Genomic DNA, 17723 nt, shown 5'->3' with positions numbered 1-17723 from the left:
CCCCCGCACCCGCCTCAGGAGCCCCGGCCTTCCCTCAAGCCCCGGTATGGGACTTCAGTTCGCATACTGACGGTTCCGCACGGCGCTCCAACGCTCCGTCAGCCGTTCGTACGCCTCGCCCGCCCGGGCGCCGTCCCCCTCGCGCAGCGCCGCCAGCCCCTCGGCGGTGTCGCCGGCCGAGTGGTCCCCCGCGAGATCGGCCTCGGGCACCATGTGCACCAGCCCGCCGTAGTCCAGCTCCACCAGGGAGCGCGGGTGGAACTCCTCCAGCCAGCGCCCTACGTCCACCAGGCCGTCGATCAGCGGACCCTCGTCGATCGCGTCCTTCAGCGTCCGCAGGCCGCGCGCCACCCGCCGTCTGGCCTCCACCATGGGCGTGCGGTAGCGCAGGACGAGCCCGTCCCGGCCCGGCTCGCAGCCCTTGCCGTACTCCCGCTCCTCGTCCGCGAAGAGGACGAACCAGCGCAGCGGCACCTGCCAGGTCGCGGTGCGGATCCACGGCCGGGCGTCGGGGTTGCGCTGCTGCCAGCGCTCGTAGTCCGCCTCCGCCTGGCGGCGCACCACGGGCGGCAGCGCCGCGTCCAGGACCGGCGCGGGCAGGCTCTCGGCCAGCCCCTCCAGCGCCAGCCAGCCGCGCAGCCGGGTGCGCCAGGGGCAGACGCACAGGACCCCGTCCTGGAAGGCGACGAACGCGTCGCCGCTCTCGTGCACCGGCACCGGCACGGGAGGCGTGGGCAGCAGATCGGCGAGTGACCTGCGGAGTTCGTCCTGGACGCCCGGGAGCGACTCGCGGCGGGCGTAGCGCGCCCAGTGGCCGCGTTCGGGTTCCGGGAAGGCGCCCAGGGGCTCGTAGACCCGCAGATACGCCGCGTACGGGACGGTCACCGACGACGCCAACCCCACACCCGCTCCCTCGAACCGCCCGGACTCCCCGGGGAGTTGCCCAGCACTCCCCCGTGCTGTCCAGATCGTCCCATGGCGTCGCACCCCGGGAGAGTGATCCTCGGCACCGGACCCGTCCCGCGGCCCCCCAGGTCTTACCCTCGTCCCAACCGGCCCTCCACCACCCCCGGAGGGCGACCTCCGCGACATATGGAGTCACCACAGTGACTGACGTACGTCCCACCAATGGCGTTGATGACGTGCTCCACACTCTGTTCCGGTCCGACCAGGGCGGCCACGAGCAAGTCGTGCTCTGCCAGGACCGCGAGAGCGGCCTCAAGGCCGTGATCGCCCTGCACTCCACCGCCCTGGGCCCGGCCCTCGGCGGCACCCGCTTCTATCCGTACGCCTCCGACGAGGCGGCCGTGCGGGACGCGCTCAACCTCGCCCGCGGCATGTCGTACAAGAACGCCCTGGCCGGGCTCGACCACGGCGGCGGTAAGGCCGTGATCATAGGTGACCCCGAAACGGTGAAGAGCGAGCAATTGCTGCTCGCCTACGGTCGATTCGTTGCGTCTCTGGGCGGTCGCTATGTCACCGCGTGCGATGTCGGCACGTACGTGCAGGACATGGACGTCATCGCCCGCGAGTGCCGCTGGACCACCGGCCGCTCCCCCGAGAACGGCGGCGCGGGCGACTCCTCCGTGCTCACCGCCTACGGCGTCTTCCAGGGCATGCGCGCCGCCGCGCAGACCCAGTGGGGCGAGCCGACGCTGCGCGGCCGCCGGGTCGGCGTCGCCGGTGTCGGCAAGGTGGGACACCACCTCGTGGAGCACCTGATCGAGGACGGCGCCGAGGTCGTCATCACCGACGTGCGCGCCGAGGCCGTCGAGCGAATCACCGCCCGGCACCCGCGGGTCACCTCCGTCGCCACCGCCGACGTGCTCGTGCGCAGCCCCCTCGACGTCTACGCCCCCTGCGCCCTCGGCGGCGCGCTGAACGACGAGACCGTGGCCGCCCTGACCGCCACCGTGGTCTGCGGCGCGGCCAACAACCAGCTCGCCCACCCGGGCGTCGAGAAGGATCTCGCCGACCGCGGCATCCTCTACGCCCCGGACTACGTGGTGAACGCCGGCGGCGTGATCCAGGTGGCCGATGAGCTGCACGGCTTCGACTTCGACCGGGCGAAGGCCAAGGCGACCGAGATCTTCGCCACGACGCTGGCCATATTCGAGCGCGCCAAGGCGGACGGCATCCCGCCCGCCGCCGCGGCCGACCGGCTCGCCGAGCAGCGCATGGCGGAGGCCCGCGCCGCCGCTCCTGTGGGCACCCGCTGAATTACCGGCCGGTAGCCACGGGCCCGTCACGGCCCGTGGCCCGGCCGTGCGCCCGGTCCCCGCACAGCGGTCGGAGGGTTGCCACAGGGACCGCCCCGGCCGGCCACGGGGGGAGAAAGGGAGAGATCCCTCACCACCCATCGGCGGGTCGGCGCACAAGACACGTTAAAATCGCAGCTGACCAGCGGGGACAGGGCTCCCCACGGGTTGTGCGACGTGGCACGTCCTGCGGGCGACGTACCGTATGGCCGCGGAAGCAGGTACCGTTGAAGCCCTACAGGCCGGACACCTCACCGAGGGTCCGCTCTGACTCATGAACGTGAACGCGTGTCAAGACTCTGGGGCCGTCGAGCCCCGTCACTGAGGGGGTCGAGCCATGGGGCGCGGCCGGGCCAAGGCCAAGCAGACAAAGGTCGCCCGCCAGCTGAAGTACAACAGCGGCGGGACCGATCTCTCACGTCTGGCCAATGAGCTGGGCGCATCGCCGACGACGAAGCAGCCGCCGAACAGCGAGCCGCTCGACAAGGACGATGAGCTGGACGACGATCCGTACGCCCAGTATGCGGAGCGTTACAACCACGAGGACGAGGACGAGCAATCGCCCGATCACTCCTCGACATACCGTCGCCGCGCTTGACGCCGTAACACCCACCGACCCGGTCCGGGGCCTGCCCACGGACCGGGTTCTGTGCTGCCCGGCGCCGGATCTCCCGGCCCCGCGCGGGCAGTGACCCACCGGCCCCGGAGCGCCCTGCGGCCCCGGGACCCGTGGGTCCGTGCACGTCAGCTCGCGTACTCACCGGTCAGAGCCACGGCCTCGGTGTGGTCCCCGCGCTCGGTGATCTCGCCGGCGACCCAGGACTCCAGGCCCCGGTCGGCGAAGGTCGCGAGCGCGACGTCCACGGACTCCTGCGGCACGACCGCGATCATGCCGACGCCCATGTTGAGCGTCTTCTCCAGCTCCGGGCGCTCGACCTCGCCCAGTCGGCCGACCAGGTCGAAGACCGCGCCGGGCGCCCACGTGGAGCGGTCGACGGTGGCGTGCAGCCCGGCCGGGATGACCCGGGCCAGGTTGTTCGCGAGCCCGCCGCCGGTGATGTGCGAGAAGGCGTGCACCTCGGCCGTGCGGGTGAGGGCGAGGCAGTCGAGCGAATAGATCTTGGTGGGCTCCAGCAGCTCCTCGCCGAGGGTGCGGCCGAACTCCAAAACCTCGCGGTCCAGCTCCCAGCCCGCCCGGTCGAACAGCACATGGCGGACCAGTGAGTACCCGTTCGAGTGAAGTCCGGAGGAGGCCATCGCGATGACGGCGTCACCCGTACGGATGCGATCCGCGCCCAGCACCCGGTCGGCCTCGACCACACCGGTGCCCGCGCCCGCCACGTCGAAGTCGTCCGCGGCGAGCAGCCCGGGGTGCTCGGCGGTCTCGCCGCCGACCAGCGCGCAGCCCGCGAGGACGCAGCCCTCCGCGATGCCCTTGACGATCGCGGCGACCCGCTCCGGATAGACCTTGCCGACGCAGATGTAGTCGGTCATGAACAGCGGCTCGGCGCCGCAGACCACCAGGTCGTCCACGACCATGCCGACCAGGTCGTGGCCGATGGTGTCGTAGACCCCCATCCGGCGGGCGATGTCGACCTTCGTGCCGACGCCGTCGGTCGCGGAGGCGAGCAGCGGCCGCTCGTACCGCTTCAGCGCGCTCGCGTCGAAGAGCCCGGCGAAGCCGCCGAGGCCACCGACGACCTCCGGACGGGTGGCCTTCTTCACCCACTTCTTCATGAGCTCGACGGCGAGGTCACCGGCTTCGATGTCGACGCCCGCGCTCGCGTAGCTGGCACCGGTGCCCGGCTGCGTAGCGGCCTCAAAAGATTCAGCAGACATGACGTTGAGATCTTTCGTGTCGTTCGGTACTACGGGGGCGTTACGGGCGGCGGAGCGCGTCGGCGGCGTCCGTGCCGCCGGCCAGCTCGGTCTCCAGAAGCTGCTTGCCGAGAAGCTCGGGGTCGGGCAGCGGCATGGGGTATTCACCGTCGAAGCAGGCGCGGCACAGATCCGGCTTGGCGATGGTGGTCGCCTCGATCATGCCGTCGAGGGAGATGTAGGCGAGGGAGTCCGCGCCCAGCGACTTGCCGATCTCCTCGACCGTCATGCCGTTGGCGATCAGCTCGGCGCGGGTCGCGAAGTCGATTCCGAAGAAGCAGGGCCACTTCACCGGCGGCGAGGAGATCCGCACGTGCACCTCGGCGGCGCCCGCCTCGCGGAGCATCCGCACCAGGGCGCGCTGGGTGTTGCCGCGGACGATCGAGTCGTCGACGACCACCAGGCGCTTGCCCCGGATGACCTCCTTGAGGGGGTTGAGCTTGAGCCGGATGCCGAGCTGGCGAATGGTCTGGCTCGGCTGGATGAAGGTCCGGCCGACGTAGGAGTTCTTCACCAGGCCGGTGCCGTACGGGATGCCGCTGGCCTCGGCGTAACCGACGGCGGCCGGCGTGCCGGACTCCGGGGTCGGTATCACCAGATCGGCCTCGACGGGAGCCTCGGCGGCGAGCCTGCGGCCCATCTCCACCCGGGAGAGATAGACGTTGCGGCCCGCGATGTCGGTGTCGGGGCGCGCGAGATAGACGTACTCGAAGACGCAGCCCTTGGGCTTCGCCTCCGCGAAGCGGGAGCTCCGCAGGCCGTTCTCGTCGATGGCGATCAGCTCGCCGGGCTCCACCTCGCGGACGAAGGTGGCGCCGCAGATGTCGAGGGCGGCGGTCTCGGAGGCCACCACCCAGCCGCGCTCCAGGCGGCCGAGGACCAGCGGGCGGATGCCCTGCGGGTCGCGGGCGGCGTAGAGGGTGTGCTCGTTCATGAAGACGAGGCAGAAGGCGCCCTGGACGTCCGGGAGGACCTTGGTGGCCGCTTCCTCGATCGTCAGCGGCTTGCCGTCCGCGTCGGTCTGGCCCGCGAGCAGGGCCGTGACCAGGTCGGTGTCGTTGGTCGCGGCGACCTGGGTGGCCCGGCCGTTCTCCTTGGGGAGGGCGGCGACCATCTCGGCGAGCTGGGCGGTGTTGACCAGATTGCCGTTGTGGCCGAGCGCGATCGAGCCGTTGGCGGTCGCGCGGAACGTCGGCTGCGCGTTCTCCCACACCGAGGCTCCGGTGGTGGAGTAGCGGGCGTGACCGACCGCGATATGGCCCTGGAGGGAGCCGAGGGAGGTCTCGTCGAAGACCTGGGAGACAAGTCCCATGTCCTTGAAGACCAGGATCTGGGAGCCGTTGCTCACTGCGATGCCCGCGGACTCCTGTCCACGGTGCTGCAGGGCATACAGCCCGAAATAGGTGAGCTTGGCGACCTCTTCACCCGGAGCCCAGACACCGAAGACGCCGCAAGCGTCCTGGGGGCCCTTCTCGCCGGGGAGCAGGTCGTGGTTGAGTCGTCCATCACCACGAGGCACACCTCGAGTCTATGGCAGGTGCGAGGTTCATCCGAACCGGGGATGACCAGGGATGGCTCACACCACGGACAGCCACCCGGCGCGCACAGCGCATCACCTTTTCCGCTCAGGTGAGTTATCGCCCGGCCCTGCTCGGATGAGCACTCATGTGAGCAGCGGCAAGTGGTCGGTGAGATCGGCGCGTTCACCGCTCGCGGAGACCGTGGCGGCGTCCAGGGCGGTGGCCCAGTCCGTACGGCCGGTGGCGAGCCGGATCCAGGTGAGAGGGTCGGTCTCGACGACGTTGGGCGGCGTGCCGCGGGTGTGCTTGGGGCCTTCCACGCACTGCACGACCGCGAACGGCGGTACGCGGACCTCCACCGAGCCGCCGGGCGCCTTGAGGGCCAGCGCGTCGGCCAGCAGGCGGGTGGCGGCGGCCAGGGCCTGCCGGTCATAGGGGATGCCCACGCCGAGCGCGGCGGCCAGGTCGTCGCTGTGCACGACGAGTTCGACGCACCGGGTGACCAGCAGGTCGTCCAGGCGCATGGCGCCGGGGCGGGCGTTCAGGAGGCGCTCCGCGGGCACGCCGGAGCTCAGTTCGGCGAAACGGCCCGCCGCGCGGTCGAGGAGGCCCACGGGGTCCTCGGAGGCGGCCACTTCACGTACGGAGGCGTCGACGCGCGCCGCGTGGCCGGCCGTGACGAACGGCCACTCGGCGAGCGTGATCTCCCTTGCCGGGGGCGCGGGTTGCGCGAGCCCGTCACCGACGGAGCGGACGCCCAGGGCGATATGGGTGACCAGCTCCCGTACCGTCCAGTCGCCGAGCCGCGTGGGCAGCGCGAACCGGCCCTCGTCGAGAGCCCCGACGACGGCACGCACATGGTCGAGCTGCGCGAGGACGGCCGTGCGCGTCCTCGCGAGGTCATAGGTCCGGGCGCGCTTGCGCTGAGCGGTGGGCATGGGGGGATCTTTCCCCTGCCCGCCCCTCGGCCACAACCGGGCATCGCCCGGACGGGCTCCGCGGTCGCCGGACGGGCCGGAAAACCCGGCCCGCCCGGCGGCCGTCGGTCAGGCCAGCAGCGCCGGGATGGTCGCCTCGTGCGCCGCGCGCAGTTCGGCGAGCGGGAGCTCGAAGTGACCCTGGATGTCGATCACTTCGCCGTCCACCACACCGATGCGGGCGGCCGGGAGGCCGCGCGCGCCGCACATGTCGCTGAAGCGGAGCTCCTCGCTGCGCGGGACGGCGACGACCGCGCGGCCCGCCGACTCCGAGAACAGGAACACGAAGGGGTCCAGTCCGTCGGGGACGACGATCCGCGCGCCCTTGCCGCCACGCAGGCACGACTCGGCGATGGCCTGGATCAGACCGCCGTCGGAGAGGTCGTGCGCCGCGTCGACCATGCCGTCGCGCGAGGCGGCGATCAGGATCTCGGCGAGCAGCCGCTCGCGCTCCAGGTCCACGGCCGGCGGCAGCCCGCCGAGGTGCTCGTGGATCACCTGCGACCAGGCAGAACCGCCCAGCTCCTCCTTGGTGTCACCCAGGAGGTAGAGCAGGTGGCCCTCCTCCGAGAAGGCCATCGGCGTACGGCGGTTGACGTCGTCGATCACACCGAGCACCGCGACCACGGGGGTCGGGTGGATGGCCGTCTCGCCCGTCTGGTTGTAGAGCGAGACGTTGCCGCCGGTGACCGGCGTGCCCAGCGTGAGGCAGCCGTCCGCCAGGCCGCGGGTGGTCTCGGCGAACTGCCACATGACGGCCGGGTCCTCGGGCGAGCCGAAGTTCAGGCAGTCCGAGATGGCGAGCGGGCGGGCGCCGGTGGCGGCGACGTTGCGGTACGCCTCGGCGAGGGCGAGCTGCGCGCCCGTGTACGGGTCGAGCTTGGTGTAGCGGCCGTTGCCGTCGGTCGCCACCGCGACGCCGAGGCCGGTGTTCTCGTCGATGCGGACCATGCCCGAGTCCTCGGGCTGCGCCAGCACCGTGTTGCCCTGCACGAAGCGGTCGTACTGCTCCGTGATCCAGGACTTCGACGCCTGGTTCGGCGAGGAGACGACCTTGAGGACCTGCTCGCGCAGCTCGTCGGCGGTCGCCGGGCGGGCCAGCTTGTTCGCGTCGTCGGCCTGGAGGGCGTCCTGCCACTCCGGTCGCGCGTACGGCCGCTCGTAGACCGGCCCCTCGTGCGCCACCGTGCGCGGCGGCACATCCACGATCTGCTCGCCGTGCCAGAAGATCTCCAGCCGCTCGCCGTCGGTCACTTCACCGATGACGGTGGCGATGACGTCCCACTTCTCGCAGATCTCCATGAAGCGGGCGACCTTGCCGGGCTCCACGACGGCGCACATGCGCTCCTGCGACTCGCTCATGAGGATCTCCTCGGGCGAGAGGGAGGAGTCGCGCAGCGGCACGGTGTCCAGCTCGACGCGCATGCCACCGGAACCGGCGCTGGCCAGCTCACTGGTGGCGCAGGACAGACCGGCGCCGCCGAGGTCCTGGATGCCGTCGACCAGGTGCTCACGGAAGATCTCCAGGGTGCACTCGATGAGGAGCTTCTCCTGGAAGGGGTCGCCGACCTGGACGGCGGGGCGCTTGGCCGGTCCGGTGGAGTCGAAGGTCTCCGAGGCGAGCACGGAAACGCCGCCGATGCCGTCGCCGCCCGTGCGGGCGCCGTAGAGGATGACCTTGTTGCCCGCGCCGGACGCCTTGGCCAGGTGGATGTCCTCGTGCTTCATCACGCCCACGCAGAGGGCGTTGACCAGCGGGTTGCCCTGGTAGCAGGAGTCGAAGACGACCTCGCCGCCGATGTTGGGCAGGCCCAGGCAGTTGCCGTAGCCGCCGATGCCCGCGACGACGCCCGGCAGGACGCGCTTGGTGTCGGGGTGGTCGGCGGCGCCGAAGCGCAGCGGGTCCATGACGGCGACCGGGCGGGCGCCCATGGCGAGGATGTCGCGGACGATGCCGCCGATGCCGGTGGCCGCGCCCTGGTAGGGCTCGATGTACGAGGGATGGTTGTGCGACTCGACCTTGAAGGTGACCGCGTAGCCCTGGCCGACGTCGACGACACCGGCGTTCTCGCCGATGCCGACGAGCATGGCGTCGCTCTCGGGAGCCTTCTCGCCGAACTGCCTCAGGTGGACCTTGCTGCTCTTGTAGGAGCAGTGCTCGGACCACATCACGCTGTACATCGCCAGCTCGGCGCCGGTGGGCCGGCGGCCGAGGATCTCGCGGATGCGGGCGTACTCATCCGGCTTCAGCCCCAGCTCGGCCCACGGCTGTGCGGCGTCGGGGGTCTCACCGGCGTGCTTGACGGTGTCGAGAGTCATGCTGCGCGCCCTTCATTCGCTTCTCCGCCCGCGCGGCGCAGAGGCGCGGCTTTCGTGTACGTCTGCGGCTGAGCGGCCGCGCGCGCGTCGCTCATGAGTTGACCAGCTTCTTCAAGATCGAAGTGAAGAACCCGAGCCCATCCGTACGGCCGGTGCCGACGAGCGGCTCCACCGCGTGCTCCGGGTGCGGCATGAGGCCCACGACGTTGCCCGCGGCGTTGGTGATGCCGGCGATGTCGCGGAGCGAGCCGTTGGGGTTGACGTCGAGATAGCGGAAGGCGACGCGGCCCTCCGCCTCCAGCTCGTCGAGGGTGCGCTCGTCGGCCACGTAGCGGCCGTCGATGTTCTTCAGCGGGACGGAGATCTCCTGGCCCGCCTCGTAGTCGGAGGTCCAGGCGGTGTCCGCGTTCTCCACCCGCAGCTTCTGGTCGCGGCAGATGAAGTGCAGGTGGTTGTTGCGCAGCATCGCGCCGGGCAGCAGGTGGGACTCGGTGAGGACCTGAAAGCCGTTGCAGATACCGAGGACCGGCAGGCCCTCCCGGGCGCCCTCGACGACCTTCTCCATGACGGGCGAGAAGCGGGAAATGGCGCCCGCGCGCAGATAGTCGCCGTAGGAGAAGCCGCCGGGCAGGATCACGGCATCGACCTGTTTGAGGTCTTTGTCGCGATGCCACAGCGATACGGGTTCGAGCCCGGCGATACGGACGGCGCGCTGGGTGTCGCGGTCGTCCAGAGTGCCGGGGAAGGTGATGACTCCTACACGAGCAGTCATCGGGCTTCTCCGTCGACCTTCACGGTGAAGTCCTCGATCACGGTGTTGGCGAGAAACGTTTCCGCCATCTCGTGGATGCGGGCGAGGGCGGCATCGTCGACCGGACCCTCCACCTCGAGTTCAAAGCGCTTGCCCTGACGGACGTCGGCGATCCCCGCAAAACCCAGGCGTGGCAGCGCGCGCTGCACCGCCTGCCCCTGCGGGTCGAGGATCTCCGGCTTGAGCATGACGTCGACTACGACGCGTGCCACTGGCACTCCCGGTGGTGTGGTGCGTGAGCTGAAGCGGTGGTGCCAGAGTACAGTCCCAAAAAATCTACGCGCATAGATATGGCGGCCGCCCTGTCACGTTTACGCATCGACACAGGAAGAATCCGGGGAAAATCGCGGAAAAAATGTACGGTCCTGATTGCCGGGGCCACGCCGACCGAATTAAGTGGGCTTCCATTTTCAATGGCCTTCGTTGTACAAATGAATAATCATTGATCCGGAACAACCGGAACCCTCGCGTCACCGCAGAACGACGGGGTGACGCCCGCTGAAAGGACCGATATTCGTGGCACAGCGCGTAGTGGTCACGCTCTCCGATGACATCGACGGCGGGGAAGCCGCGGAGACGGTCTCCTTCGGCCTCGACGGCAAGTCGTACGAGATCGACCTCAACACTGCCAATGCGAAGAAACTGCGCGTCACCCTCGCGCGGTACGTGGAGGCCGGCCGCAAGCAGTCCCGCTCCGGCAAGGTCTACCGCCGCACCTCCGTGGCACCCGACCCCTCCGCGGTGCGCGCCTGGGCCCGCTCCCACGGCATGGACGTACCGCCGCGCGGCCGCATCCCCAAGCGGGTCTACGAAGCCTTCAACGCCGCCGACTGACCGAGTTGCCAAGCACCCCTGTTGATCAGCTAGAGTCTGGATCACGCCGAGGGGAACGGACGGGAAACCGCCGGGACTTCGGGGTCACGCGGGTGTAGCTCAGTAGTAGAGCGCCCCCTTTCCAAGGGGGAGGCGCAGTGTGCGATTCCTGTCACCCGCTCTGATCGTTCCGACGGTCGTTCCACATCTGTGGACCGGCCGCTCGTGACGACGCTTGCGGGTGTAGCTCAGTAGTAGAGCGCCCTCTTTCCAAGAGGGAGGCGCAGTGTGCGATTCCTGTCACCCGCTCTGATCGTTCCGACGGTCGTCCCACTTCCGTGGACCGGCCGCTCGTGACGACGCTTGCGGGTGTAGCTCAGTAGTAGAGCGCCCCCTTTCCAAGGGGGAGGCGCAGTGTGCGATTCCTGTCACCCGCTCTCATCACGTACCGACCACTCCTGTGGTTCCGGTACAGTGGTGTTCGCACCGCCCGGTGAGAGCCGGTCGGCAGCATGCGGACGTAGCTCAGTTGGTAGAGCACCACCTTGCCAAGGTGGATGTCGCGAGTTCGAGTCTCGTCGTCCGCTCAGTGAACGAAGGCCCTGGTTATGACAACCAGGGCCTTCGTCGTATCCATGCGCTTACGCCTCGCGGTGTTTGTCGTGCGCGCGTGGTGTCGCGTCTGCGGACGCCCCCCGTGTTCGCGCCCGCGCGCATGCGGCCCGCGGGCCGCCGATGACATTCGTCATCCGAGGTCATGACAGCTCGCACTGCCTCCGGCCCGGATCCGGGGGGAGCCTTGAGACATGGACATCGGGGACAGTGTGATCGAGGTCACGGGGCTGCGGCGGCGCTACGGCCCGGTCGGTGACAAGGGGTTCGAGGCGGTGCGGGGGGTTTCCTTCACCGTGGGGCGGGGCGAGTTGTTCGCGCTGCTCGGCACCAACGGCGCGGGCAAGACCTCCACGGTCGAGCTCCTGGAGGGGCTGGCCCGGCCGAGCGGCGGGCAGGTGCGGGTGCTGGGCCACGATCCGCATGAGGAGCGCGGCGCGGTCCGGCCGCGGGTCGGGGTGATGCTCCAGGAGGGCGGCTTCCCCTCCGACCTGACGGTGACGGAGACCGTGCGGATGTGGGCGGGCTGCACCAGCGGGGCGCGGCCGGTCGGGGAGGCGCTCGGCCTGGTCGGGCTGGTGGAGCGCGGCGGCGTGCGGATCAAGCAGCTGTCCGGCGGTGAGCGGCGGCGGCTCGATCTCGCGCTGGCCCTGCTCGGCCGCCCCGAGGTCCTCTTCCTCGACGAGCCGACCACCGGTCTGGACCCCGAGGCCCGGCACACCACCTGGGAGTTGGTGCGCCGGCTGCGCGAGGAGGGCACGACCGTGCTGCTGACCACCCACTATCTGGAGGAGGCCGAGGCGCTGGCGGACCGGCTCGCGATCATGCGGGAGGGCCGGATCGTGGCGTCCGGGGCGCCCGGTGAGGTCATCGGCGCCTATCCGTCCCGGATCCGCTTCGCGATGCCGGTGGGCTGGTTCGTCGGCGATCTGCCGCCCCTGGCCGAGCTGGGCGTGACGCGGCACGAGGAGGCCGCGGGGCGGATAGAGCTCCAGACACGGGAGTTGCAGCGCACCCTGACCGGGCTGCTGGTCTGGGCGCGCGAGAAGGACATAGAGCTGGAAGGGCTGGACGCGCGGACGGCCTCGCTGGAAGAGGCGTTCCTGGCGATAGCGGGCAGGGGCACGGCCGGCGCGGGTGCCGACGCGGAGCCGGGCGCGGTCATCGGTGCGGGCGCCGGTGCGGGGAGGGGCGAGTGATGGCGGCATCGACAGCGACATCCACAGCGGCATCGGGCACGGCGACCACGCCGGTCTCACGGGTGCTGGCACTGGGCCGGGCGGAGCTCACCCTGCTCGGGCGGAGCAAGACCGCGCTGTACATGGGCCTGCTGATGCCCGCCGTCATGGTCTACGCGATGCACAACGCGATCGCGGGTGTCGATCTCGGCAAGACGGGCATGTCGGTCGCCGCGGTGTCGGTCACCGGGGGCTTCGGCTTCGTCCTGATCTTCGCCGTCTATCAGAACCTGGTCACGGCCTATGTCTCACGGCGCGAGGAGCTGGTGCTCAAGCGGCTCCGTACGGGCGAGGCGAGTGACATGGAGATCCTCACGGGCACCGCGATACCGGCGGTGGTCATCGCGCTGGCCCAGTGCGTGCTGCTGGTGGTGGCCGGTGTCGCCTGGCTGAAGCTGGGCGCGGTGGCCAGGCCCGAACTGCTCCTGGCCGGGCTGGTGTCGGGCATCGCCCTGTGCATCACACTGGCGGCGGCCACGGCGGCCTGGGCCAAGTCGGTCGAGGGGGCGCAGTTCGTGACCACGCCCATGTTCCTGATCTCGATGGCGGGTTCGGGGCTGGTCTTCCCCTTGGAGGCGATGCCGGACGCGATGGCGCAGGTATGCCGGCTGCTGCCGCTGACCCCGGCGATGGAGCTGATACGCGGCGGCTGGCTGGGCGGGCTGGACGCGGGCGGGGTGCTGCGGGCCCTGGTCACGGCTTTGGTCTGGATCGCGCTGGCCGTGTTTGCTGTACGGCGGTGGTTCCGGTGGGAGCCCCGGCGGTGAGCGGGCCGCGAAGGCGGACCACGTAGGAGCAAGGAGGGGGACGGGCGCATGGGCATCTGGGCACGGGCGCGAGGCTGGCGGGGGCGTACCAGGGTCGCCAAGGTCGACAGCTTCACACGGTGGTTGCTGTACGTCCTGATATGCGTCTACCCCTTGTGCAACGGCGCGAAGGCGCTGTTCGGGAGCGAGCCGGTCGCGGCGCGGGCGCTGGGTGTCCTGAGCGTCGTCCAGGTGCTGCTGGGGGTCCGTGTCCTCCAGCGCTCGTTCGACCACTATCTGTGGAAGAAGGCCCCCCCTTGGTGGCCGCTGGCCGGGCAAGTGGCGCTGCTCCTCGGCACGATGGTCGCCATCGTGGCCGCCATCCGGGCCGACAGCGCGCCTCATCCCACGGTGTACGGCGTGCTGCTGATGCACGGCTGGCTGGCGACCTTCGGGCCGTACAGCCTGCTGGTCCGGTTCCGGCGCTATTCGGCGGTCTGCGGTGGTTGCGCGGTGCTGCTGGCGGCCGCGCTCGGCGCTCTCGGCGCGACGTGGGGCGCGATGGCGGTGCTGGCCGCGTCGGTGTTCGGCCTGGGCATGTGGGTCGCCCTGTGTGTGCGGGCCTCCGGCTGGATACTCTCGGTCATGTGGGAGCTGGACGAGGCGAAGAAGGCCCAGGCTCAGCTGGCCGTCGCGGAGGAGCGGCTGCGGTTCGGGCGGGATCTGCACGACGTCCTGGGGCGCAATCTGGCGGTGATCGCGCTCAAGAGTGAGCTCGCCGTGCAGCTGGCGCAGCGGGGTTCGGCGGCGGCGCTGGAGCAGATGACGGAGGTCCAGCGGCTGGCGCGGGATTCGCAGCGGGAGGTCCGCGAGGTGGTCCGTGGCTACCGCGAAGCGGATCTGCGCACGGAACTGGTGGGCGCCCGGGGGGTGTTGTCCGCCGCGGGCATCGACTGCCGCTTCGACGACACGCCGGGCCGCGAGCTGCCGCCGCCGGTGCAGTCGGCCCTGGCCTGGGTGGTCCGGGAGGCCACGACGAATGTGCTGCGGCACGCGGACGCGGGGCGGTGCGCGGTGCGGATGCGGATCGTCGACAACGCGGCGGTGCTCGTCATGGAGAACGACGGGGTGCGGCAGGAGGACCCGGGAGCGGGCACCGACAGGGGTTCAGGGCTGGCGGGGCTGCGGGAGCGACTGGGCGCCCTGGGCGGCACGATCACCACGGAGCGCCCGGGAGCGAGGATGTTCCGTGTGACGGCGGAGGTGCCGCTGACCGGCGGGGGGATGCCCGGGGGTGGCGACACGACGGGTGAGGGTGTGCCGGGAGCCGGCTCGTCCCCGGCGCCTGGTGACTCGGGCCCCTCCGTCCCGTCGGAGGGCGGTCACACCTCGGAGGGCGGCGGTGGCCTCACTTCGCGGGACGGGGGCAGGGGCGGGGACGGCAGCGGTGAGCGGCCGGCGGTGGGCGCCGGTTCGCGGCACGGAGGGGAAGCGTGACGGGCGGCATGGGGGCGAGTGCTGTGGACGGTGGGCCCGGAGTGAGGGACGTCAACGACGGGCCGCGCCCCGTACGGGTGATGCTGGCGGACGACGAGCACCTGATCCGGGGGGCGCTGGCGGCGCTGCTGGGGCTGGAGGACGATCTCCAGGTGGTCGCGGAGGCGGCTTCGGGGCCGGAGGCGTTGGCCATGGCCCGGGCGCACCGGCCGGACGTGGCCGTACTGGATCTCCAAATGCCAGGGGCGGACGGTGTGATGGTGGCCACATCCCTGCGGGCCGAGCTGCCCGGTTGCCGCACCATGATCGTCACCGGTCACGGGCGCCCGGGGCATCTGAAGCGGGCGCTGGAGGCGGGGGTGCGGGGGTTCGTGCCGAAGACCGTCTCGGCGCGGCGGCTCGCCGAGATCATCCGGTCCGTGCACGGCGGAAGCCGTTATGTGGACCCGGAGTTGGCGGCGGACGCGATAAGCGCCGGCGACTCCCCGCTGACCGCGCGGGAGGCGGAACTGCTGGAGCTGGCCGAGGACGGGGCGCCCGTCGCGGAGATCGCGGAGCGCGCCTCGCTGACGCCCGGGACGGTCCGGAACTACCTCTCGTCGGCCGTCGCGAAGCTCGGCGTCGAGAACCGTCACGCGGCCGCGCGCGTCGCACGTGCTCAGGGTTGGCTATAGTGGTGCACGCACCGCACGAGAGCGCGGCGCGAATGCGGACGTAGCTCAGTTGGTAGAGCACCACCTTGCCAAGGTGGATGTCGCGAGTTCGAGTCTCGTCGTCCGCTCAGAGAACGAAGGCCCCGGTCATGGCGACCGGGGCCTTCGTCGTGTGCGCCCCGTCAGGACCGCGGTTGCGGCCCGGACGGGGCGGGCCGCCCGTCCGGGCCGGTCATCCGGTCCGGTCATCCGGTCCGGTCATCCGGTCCGGTCATCCGGTCCGGTCATCCGGCGGGGAAGCGCAGGCGGAAGCGGGCGCCGCCCGTCTCCGCCCGTTCCGCCGTCAGCTCGGCGCCGTGCGCGCGGGCGATCTGGCGGGCCATGGCGAGGCCGAGACCGGAGCCGGGGAGGGCGCGGGCCTGCCGGGAGCGGTAGAAGCGGTCGAAGACGTAGGGCAGGTCCTCGGCGGCGATGCCGGGCCCGTGGTCGCGGACCGTGAGGTCGAGACCGTGGGCCGTGCGCTCCAGCCGCACCTCGACCATCGCGCCGGGCGGGCTGAACTTGGCGGCGTTGTCGAGCAGATTGGACAGCAGCCGCGCGAGGCGGGTGGGGATGCCCGGGACGGTCACGGCGCCGGCCGCGTCGAGGTCGGCGGTGAAGGGCGTGCCGGGCCAGTGGCCGCGCGCGGCGGCCACGCAGCGCGCGGCCAGCAGGTCCAGCCGGACCTGCTCGACGAGTTGCTGCGGCTCCTCGTCGCGGGCGAGCTCGATGAGGTCGTTGACCATGCCGGTGACCTCGCGGAGCTGGCGGCCCAGCGCCGCGGCGGCCCGGTCGCGCTGGGCGGGCGAGAGCCGGTCGGCGCGGGCGAGGAGCTCGGCGTTGGTGCGCAGCGCGGTCAGCGGGGTGCGCAGTTCGTGGGAGGCGTCGGCGACGAGGCGGCGCTGGGCGGCGACGGCCTCCTCCAGTTCGCCCAGCATGGTGTTGAAGCTGGTCGCCAGGCGGGTGATCTCGTCCTGGCGGCGCGCCTCGTAGGGCGGCAGGACGATGCGGTGGGCGGGGTCGCGGGTGGCGGCGATGCGTTCGGCGGTGGCCGTGAGCCGGGTCACGGGCCGCAGGGACGTACGGGACGCGAAGTAGCCCAGCGCCGCGGCGAGCAGCACCCCGGCGCCGCCGACACCGGCGAGGAGCAGCCCCGCCTGCCGTACGCCCTGGTCGACGGTGTCGGAGCGGACCGCGACCTGGAGCGCCCGGTCGTCCCTGAGGTGCGTGGTGAACATCCGCATGTCGCGGCCGCCGAGCTCGATGTCGCTGTAGAACTCCCCGAGCCTGCCGGCCGCGACGCGGCGCGTGGCCCCCGTCACCGGCAGCACGAGGCCGCCCTGGCCCGGCGCCGCGGGGTCGGAGCGGACGATCTGGGCGCAGGCGGGGGCGGCGAGCCAGTTGCACTCGCCGAAGAGGACTCCGGTGCTCTCCCGGTTCTGCTGGTTCATGATCCCGGCCTGCTGCTTCAGCTGGAGGTCGAGCTGGCGCACGAGCTCGTAGCGGATCACGACATACGCGGCGGCGAGCACCCCGAGCGCGACGACCGCGACGGCCGCGGAGGTCACGAGCGCCAGCCGGGCGCGCAGGGGCCTGCGGCCGAGGAGCCGCGCGCGCAGGGCTCTCACCGCTCCGCCAGCCGGTAGCCGATGCCGTGCACTGTGTGGACGAGACGGCAGGCGCCGCCCTCTTCCAGTTTCCGCCGGAGATAACCGACGTAGACGGCGAGGGAATTGGAATCCGGGCCGAAATCGGTGCCCCAGACCCTTTCCTGGATGACCTCGCGGGGCAGCACCTGGCCCGGGTGCCGCATCAGCACTTCGAGGAGGGCGAATTCGGTGCGGGTGAATTCGAGCGGGATTCCGCCGCGCCTGCCGGTGCGGGTCTGCGGATCCACGACGAGGTCGGCGAACGTCAACTCGTCGCTCTCCTCGGCGGGTTCGAGGGGAGCCGCGCGGCGGAGCAGGGCCCGGAGCCGGGCGAGGAGCTCGTCCAGGGCGAAGGGCTTGACGAGATAGTCGTCGGCCCCCGCGTCCAGGCCCGCGACCCGGTCGGAGACGGCGTCGCGCGCGGTGAGGACGAGCACGGGCGTACGGTCGCCGACGCCGCGCAGCCTGCGGCACACCGCCAGGCCGTCGAGCACGGGCATGGCGAGGTCGAGGACGATGGCGGCGGGTGGTTCGGCGGCGACGGCGGACAGGGCCTCCAGGCCGTCCGCGGCGGAGCGCACCGTGTAGCCCTCCACGGTGAGGCCGTCCACGACGGCCGCTCTCACTTCGGGGTCGTCGTCGACGACGAGGACGCTCGTCTCGGCCATTTCGCCTCCGGCGGGGTGCGCGTATCGATCACCTACCTTGTCAGA

Annotated in this window: 16 protein-coding genes and 5 tRNA genes; 12 read left to right on the top strand and 9 right to left on the bottom strand. The window is 71.2% G+C overall.

The features are described from left to right. Positions 1–54: 54 nt before the first annotated feature. Positions 55–903, bottom strand: a complete 849-nt coding sequence (locus ACZ4A5_RS05380) for a DUF8083 family protein (protein WP_467578617.1) — start codon at positions 901–903, stop codon at positions 55–57. 203 nt (positions 904–1106) lie between these two features. On the opposite strand from ACZ4A5_RS05380, the gene ACZ4A5_RS05375 reads away from it, so the two are divergent. Both ACZ4A5_RS05375 and ACZ4A5_RS05370 read left to right on the top strand, forming a co-directional pair. Continuing rightward, positions 1107–2219 (top strand): Leu/Phe/Val dehydrogenase, encoded by a 1113-nt coding sequence (locus ACZ4A5_RS05375; RefSeq protein WP_467578615.1) that lies wholly within the window; start codon positions 1107–1109, stop codon positions 2217–2219. Between the two features lie 376 nt (positions 2220–2595). Continuing rightward, positions 2596–2856 carry a DUF3073 domain-containing protein gene (locus ACZ4A5_RS05370; RefSeq protein ID WP_116212691.1) on the top strand — a complete coding sequence of 87 codons (261 nt, stop codon included), beginning with the start codon at positions 2596–2598 and terminating at the stop codon, positions 2854–2856. Between the two features lie 146 nt (positions 2857–3002). Here the strand turns inward: ACZ4A5_RS05370 and purM are convergent, their stop codons facing one another. From purM to purS, 6 genes are all read right to left on the bottom strand, one after another. Beyond that, positions 3003–4097 (bottom strand): phosphoribosylformylglycinamidine cyclo-ligase, encoded by a 1095-nt coding sequence (gene purM / locus ACZ4A5_RS05365; protein ID WP_467578613.1) that lies wholly within the window; start codon positions 4095–4097, stop codon positions 3003–3005. Positions 4098–4137: 40 nt separating this feature from the next. After that, positions 4138–5655, bottom strand: coding sequence for an amidophosphoribosyltransferase (purF, locus tag ACZ4A5_RS05360; protein WP_398869498.1), 1518 nt, complete (start codon positions 5653–5655; stop codon positions 4138–4140). 144 nt (positions 5656–5799) lie between these two features. Beyond that, positions 5800–6594 carry a maleylpyruvate isomerase family mycothiol-dependent enzyme gene (locus ACZ4A5_RS05355; protein WP_467578611.1) on the bottom strand — a complete coding sequence of 265 codons (795 nt, stop codon included), beginning with the start codon at positions 6592–6594 and terminating at the stop codon, positions 5800–5802. A gap of 108 nt (positions 6595–6702) precedes the next feature. Then, on the bottom strand, positions 6703–8952 hold the full coding sequence (purL, locus tag ACZ4A5_RS05350) for a phosphoribosylformylglycinamidine synthase subunit PurL (RefSeq protein WP_467578609.1): 2250 nt from the start codon (positions 8950–8952) through the stop codon (positions 6703–6705). Between the two features lie 91 nt (positions 8953–9043). Further along, complete coding sequence (purQ, locus tag ACZ4A5_RS05345) at positions 9044–9724, bottom strand: phosphoribosylformylglycinamidine synthase subunit PurQ (RefSeq protein ID WP_398869501.1); 681 nt, start codon at positions 9722–9724, stop codon at positions 9044–9046. Beyond that, entirely contained in the window at positions 9721–9975 is a 255-nt protein-coding gene (gene purS / locus ACZ4A5_RS05340) for a phosphoribosylformylglycinamidine synthase subunit PurS (RefSeq protein WP_116212697.1), read from the bottom strand. The genes purQ and purS overlap by 4 nt, the downstream gene beginning before the upstream one ends. A 304-nt stretch (positions 9976–10279) precedes the next feature. On the opposite strand from purS, the gene ACZ4A5_RS05335 reads away from it, so the two are divergent. From ACZ4A5_RS05335 to ACZ4A5_RS05290, 10 genes are all read left to right on the top strand, one after another. Continuing rightward, positions 10280–10597: an Lsr2 family protein gene (locus ACZ4A5_RS05335; RefSeq protein ID WP_398869502.1), complete on the top strand. Its 318-nt coding sequence runs from the start codon at positions 10280–10282 to the stop codon at positions 10595–10597. Between the two features lie 88 nt (positions 10598–10685). Next, a tRNA-Gly gene (locus tag ACZ4A5_RS05330) sits at positions 10686–10757 on the top strand. A gap of 56 nt (positions 10758–10813) precedes the next feature. Next, positions 10814–10885: transfer RNA gene (locus ACZ4A5_RS05325), tRNA-Gly, on the top strand. A 56-nt stretch (positions 10886–10941) separates the two neighbouring features. After that, positions 10942–11013 (top strand) — tRNA-Gly (locus tag ACZ4A5_RS05320). 77 nt (positions 11014–11090) lie between these two features. Continuing rightward, positions 11091–11163 (top strand) — tRNA-Gly (locus ACZ4A5_RS05315). A 219-nt stretch (positions 11164–11382) separates the two neighbouring features. Further along, positions 11383–12387 (top strand): ABC transporter ATP-binding protein, encoded by a 1005-nt coding sequence (locus ACZ4A5_RS05310; RefSeq protein ID WP_467578606.1) that lies wholly within the window; start codon positions 11383–11385, stop codon positions 12385–12387. Then, the gene (locus tag ACZ4A5_RS05305) at positions 12387–13193 is read left to right on the top strand and encodes an ABC transporter permease (protein ID WP_467578604.1); all 807 of its coding nucleotides are present in this window, start codon (positions 12387–12389) and stop codon (positions 13191–13193) included. The genes ACZ4A5_RS05310 and ACZ4A5_RS05305 overlap by 1 nt, the downstream gene beginning before the upstream one ends. 48 nt (positions 13194–13241) lie before the next feature. Continuing rightward, the gene (locus tag ACZ4A5_RS05300) at positions 13242–14669 is read left to right on the top strand and encodes a sensor histidine kinase (RefSeq protein ID WP_467578602.1); all 1428 of its coding nucleotides are present in this window, start codon (positions 13242–13244) and stop codon (positions 14667–14669) included. An 8-nt stretch (positions 14670–14677) separates the two neighbouring features. After that, positions 14678–15343 (top strand): response regulator, encoded by a 666-nt coding sequence (locus ACZ4A5_RS05295; RefSeq protein ID WP_467578707.1) that lies wholly within the window; start codon positions 14678–14680, stop codon positions 15341–15343. A gap of 34 nt (positions 15344–15377) precedes the next feature. Next, positions 15378–15450 (top strand) — tRNA-Gly (locus tag ACZ4A5_RS05290). Positions 15451–15606: 156 nt separating this feature from the next. Here ACZ4A5_RS05290 and ACZ4A5_RS05285 read toward each other — a convergent pair. Both ACZ4A5_RS05285 and ACZ4A5_RS05280 read right to left on the bottom strand, forming a co-directional pair. After that, positions 15607–16989, bottom strand: a complete 1383-nt coding sequence (locus ACZ4A5_RS05285) for a HAMP domain-containing sensor histidine kinase (RefSeq protein ID WP_467578600.1) — start codon at positions 16987–16989, stop codon at positions 15607–15609. After that, on the bottom strand, positions 16986–17678 hold the full coding sequence (locus ACZ4A5_RS05280; RefSeq protein ID WP_467578598.1) for a response regulator transcription factor: 693 nt from the start codon (positions 17676–17678) through the stop codon (positions 16986–16988). The genes ACZ4A5_RS05285 and ACZ4A5_RS05280 overlap by 4 nt, the downstream gene beginning before the upstream one ends. Positions 17679–17723 lie beyond the last annotated feature (45 nt).

Source organism: Streptomyces sp. NPDC025618 (assembly GCF_055558795.1).
This window is presented reverse-complemented; position numbering and strand designations above follow the sequence as displayed.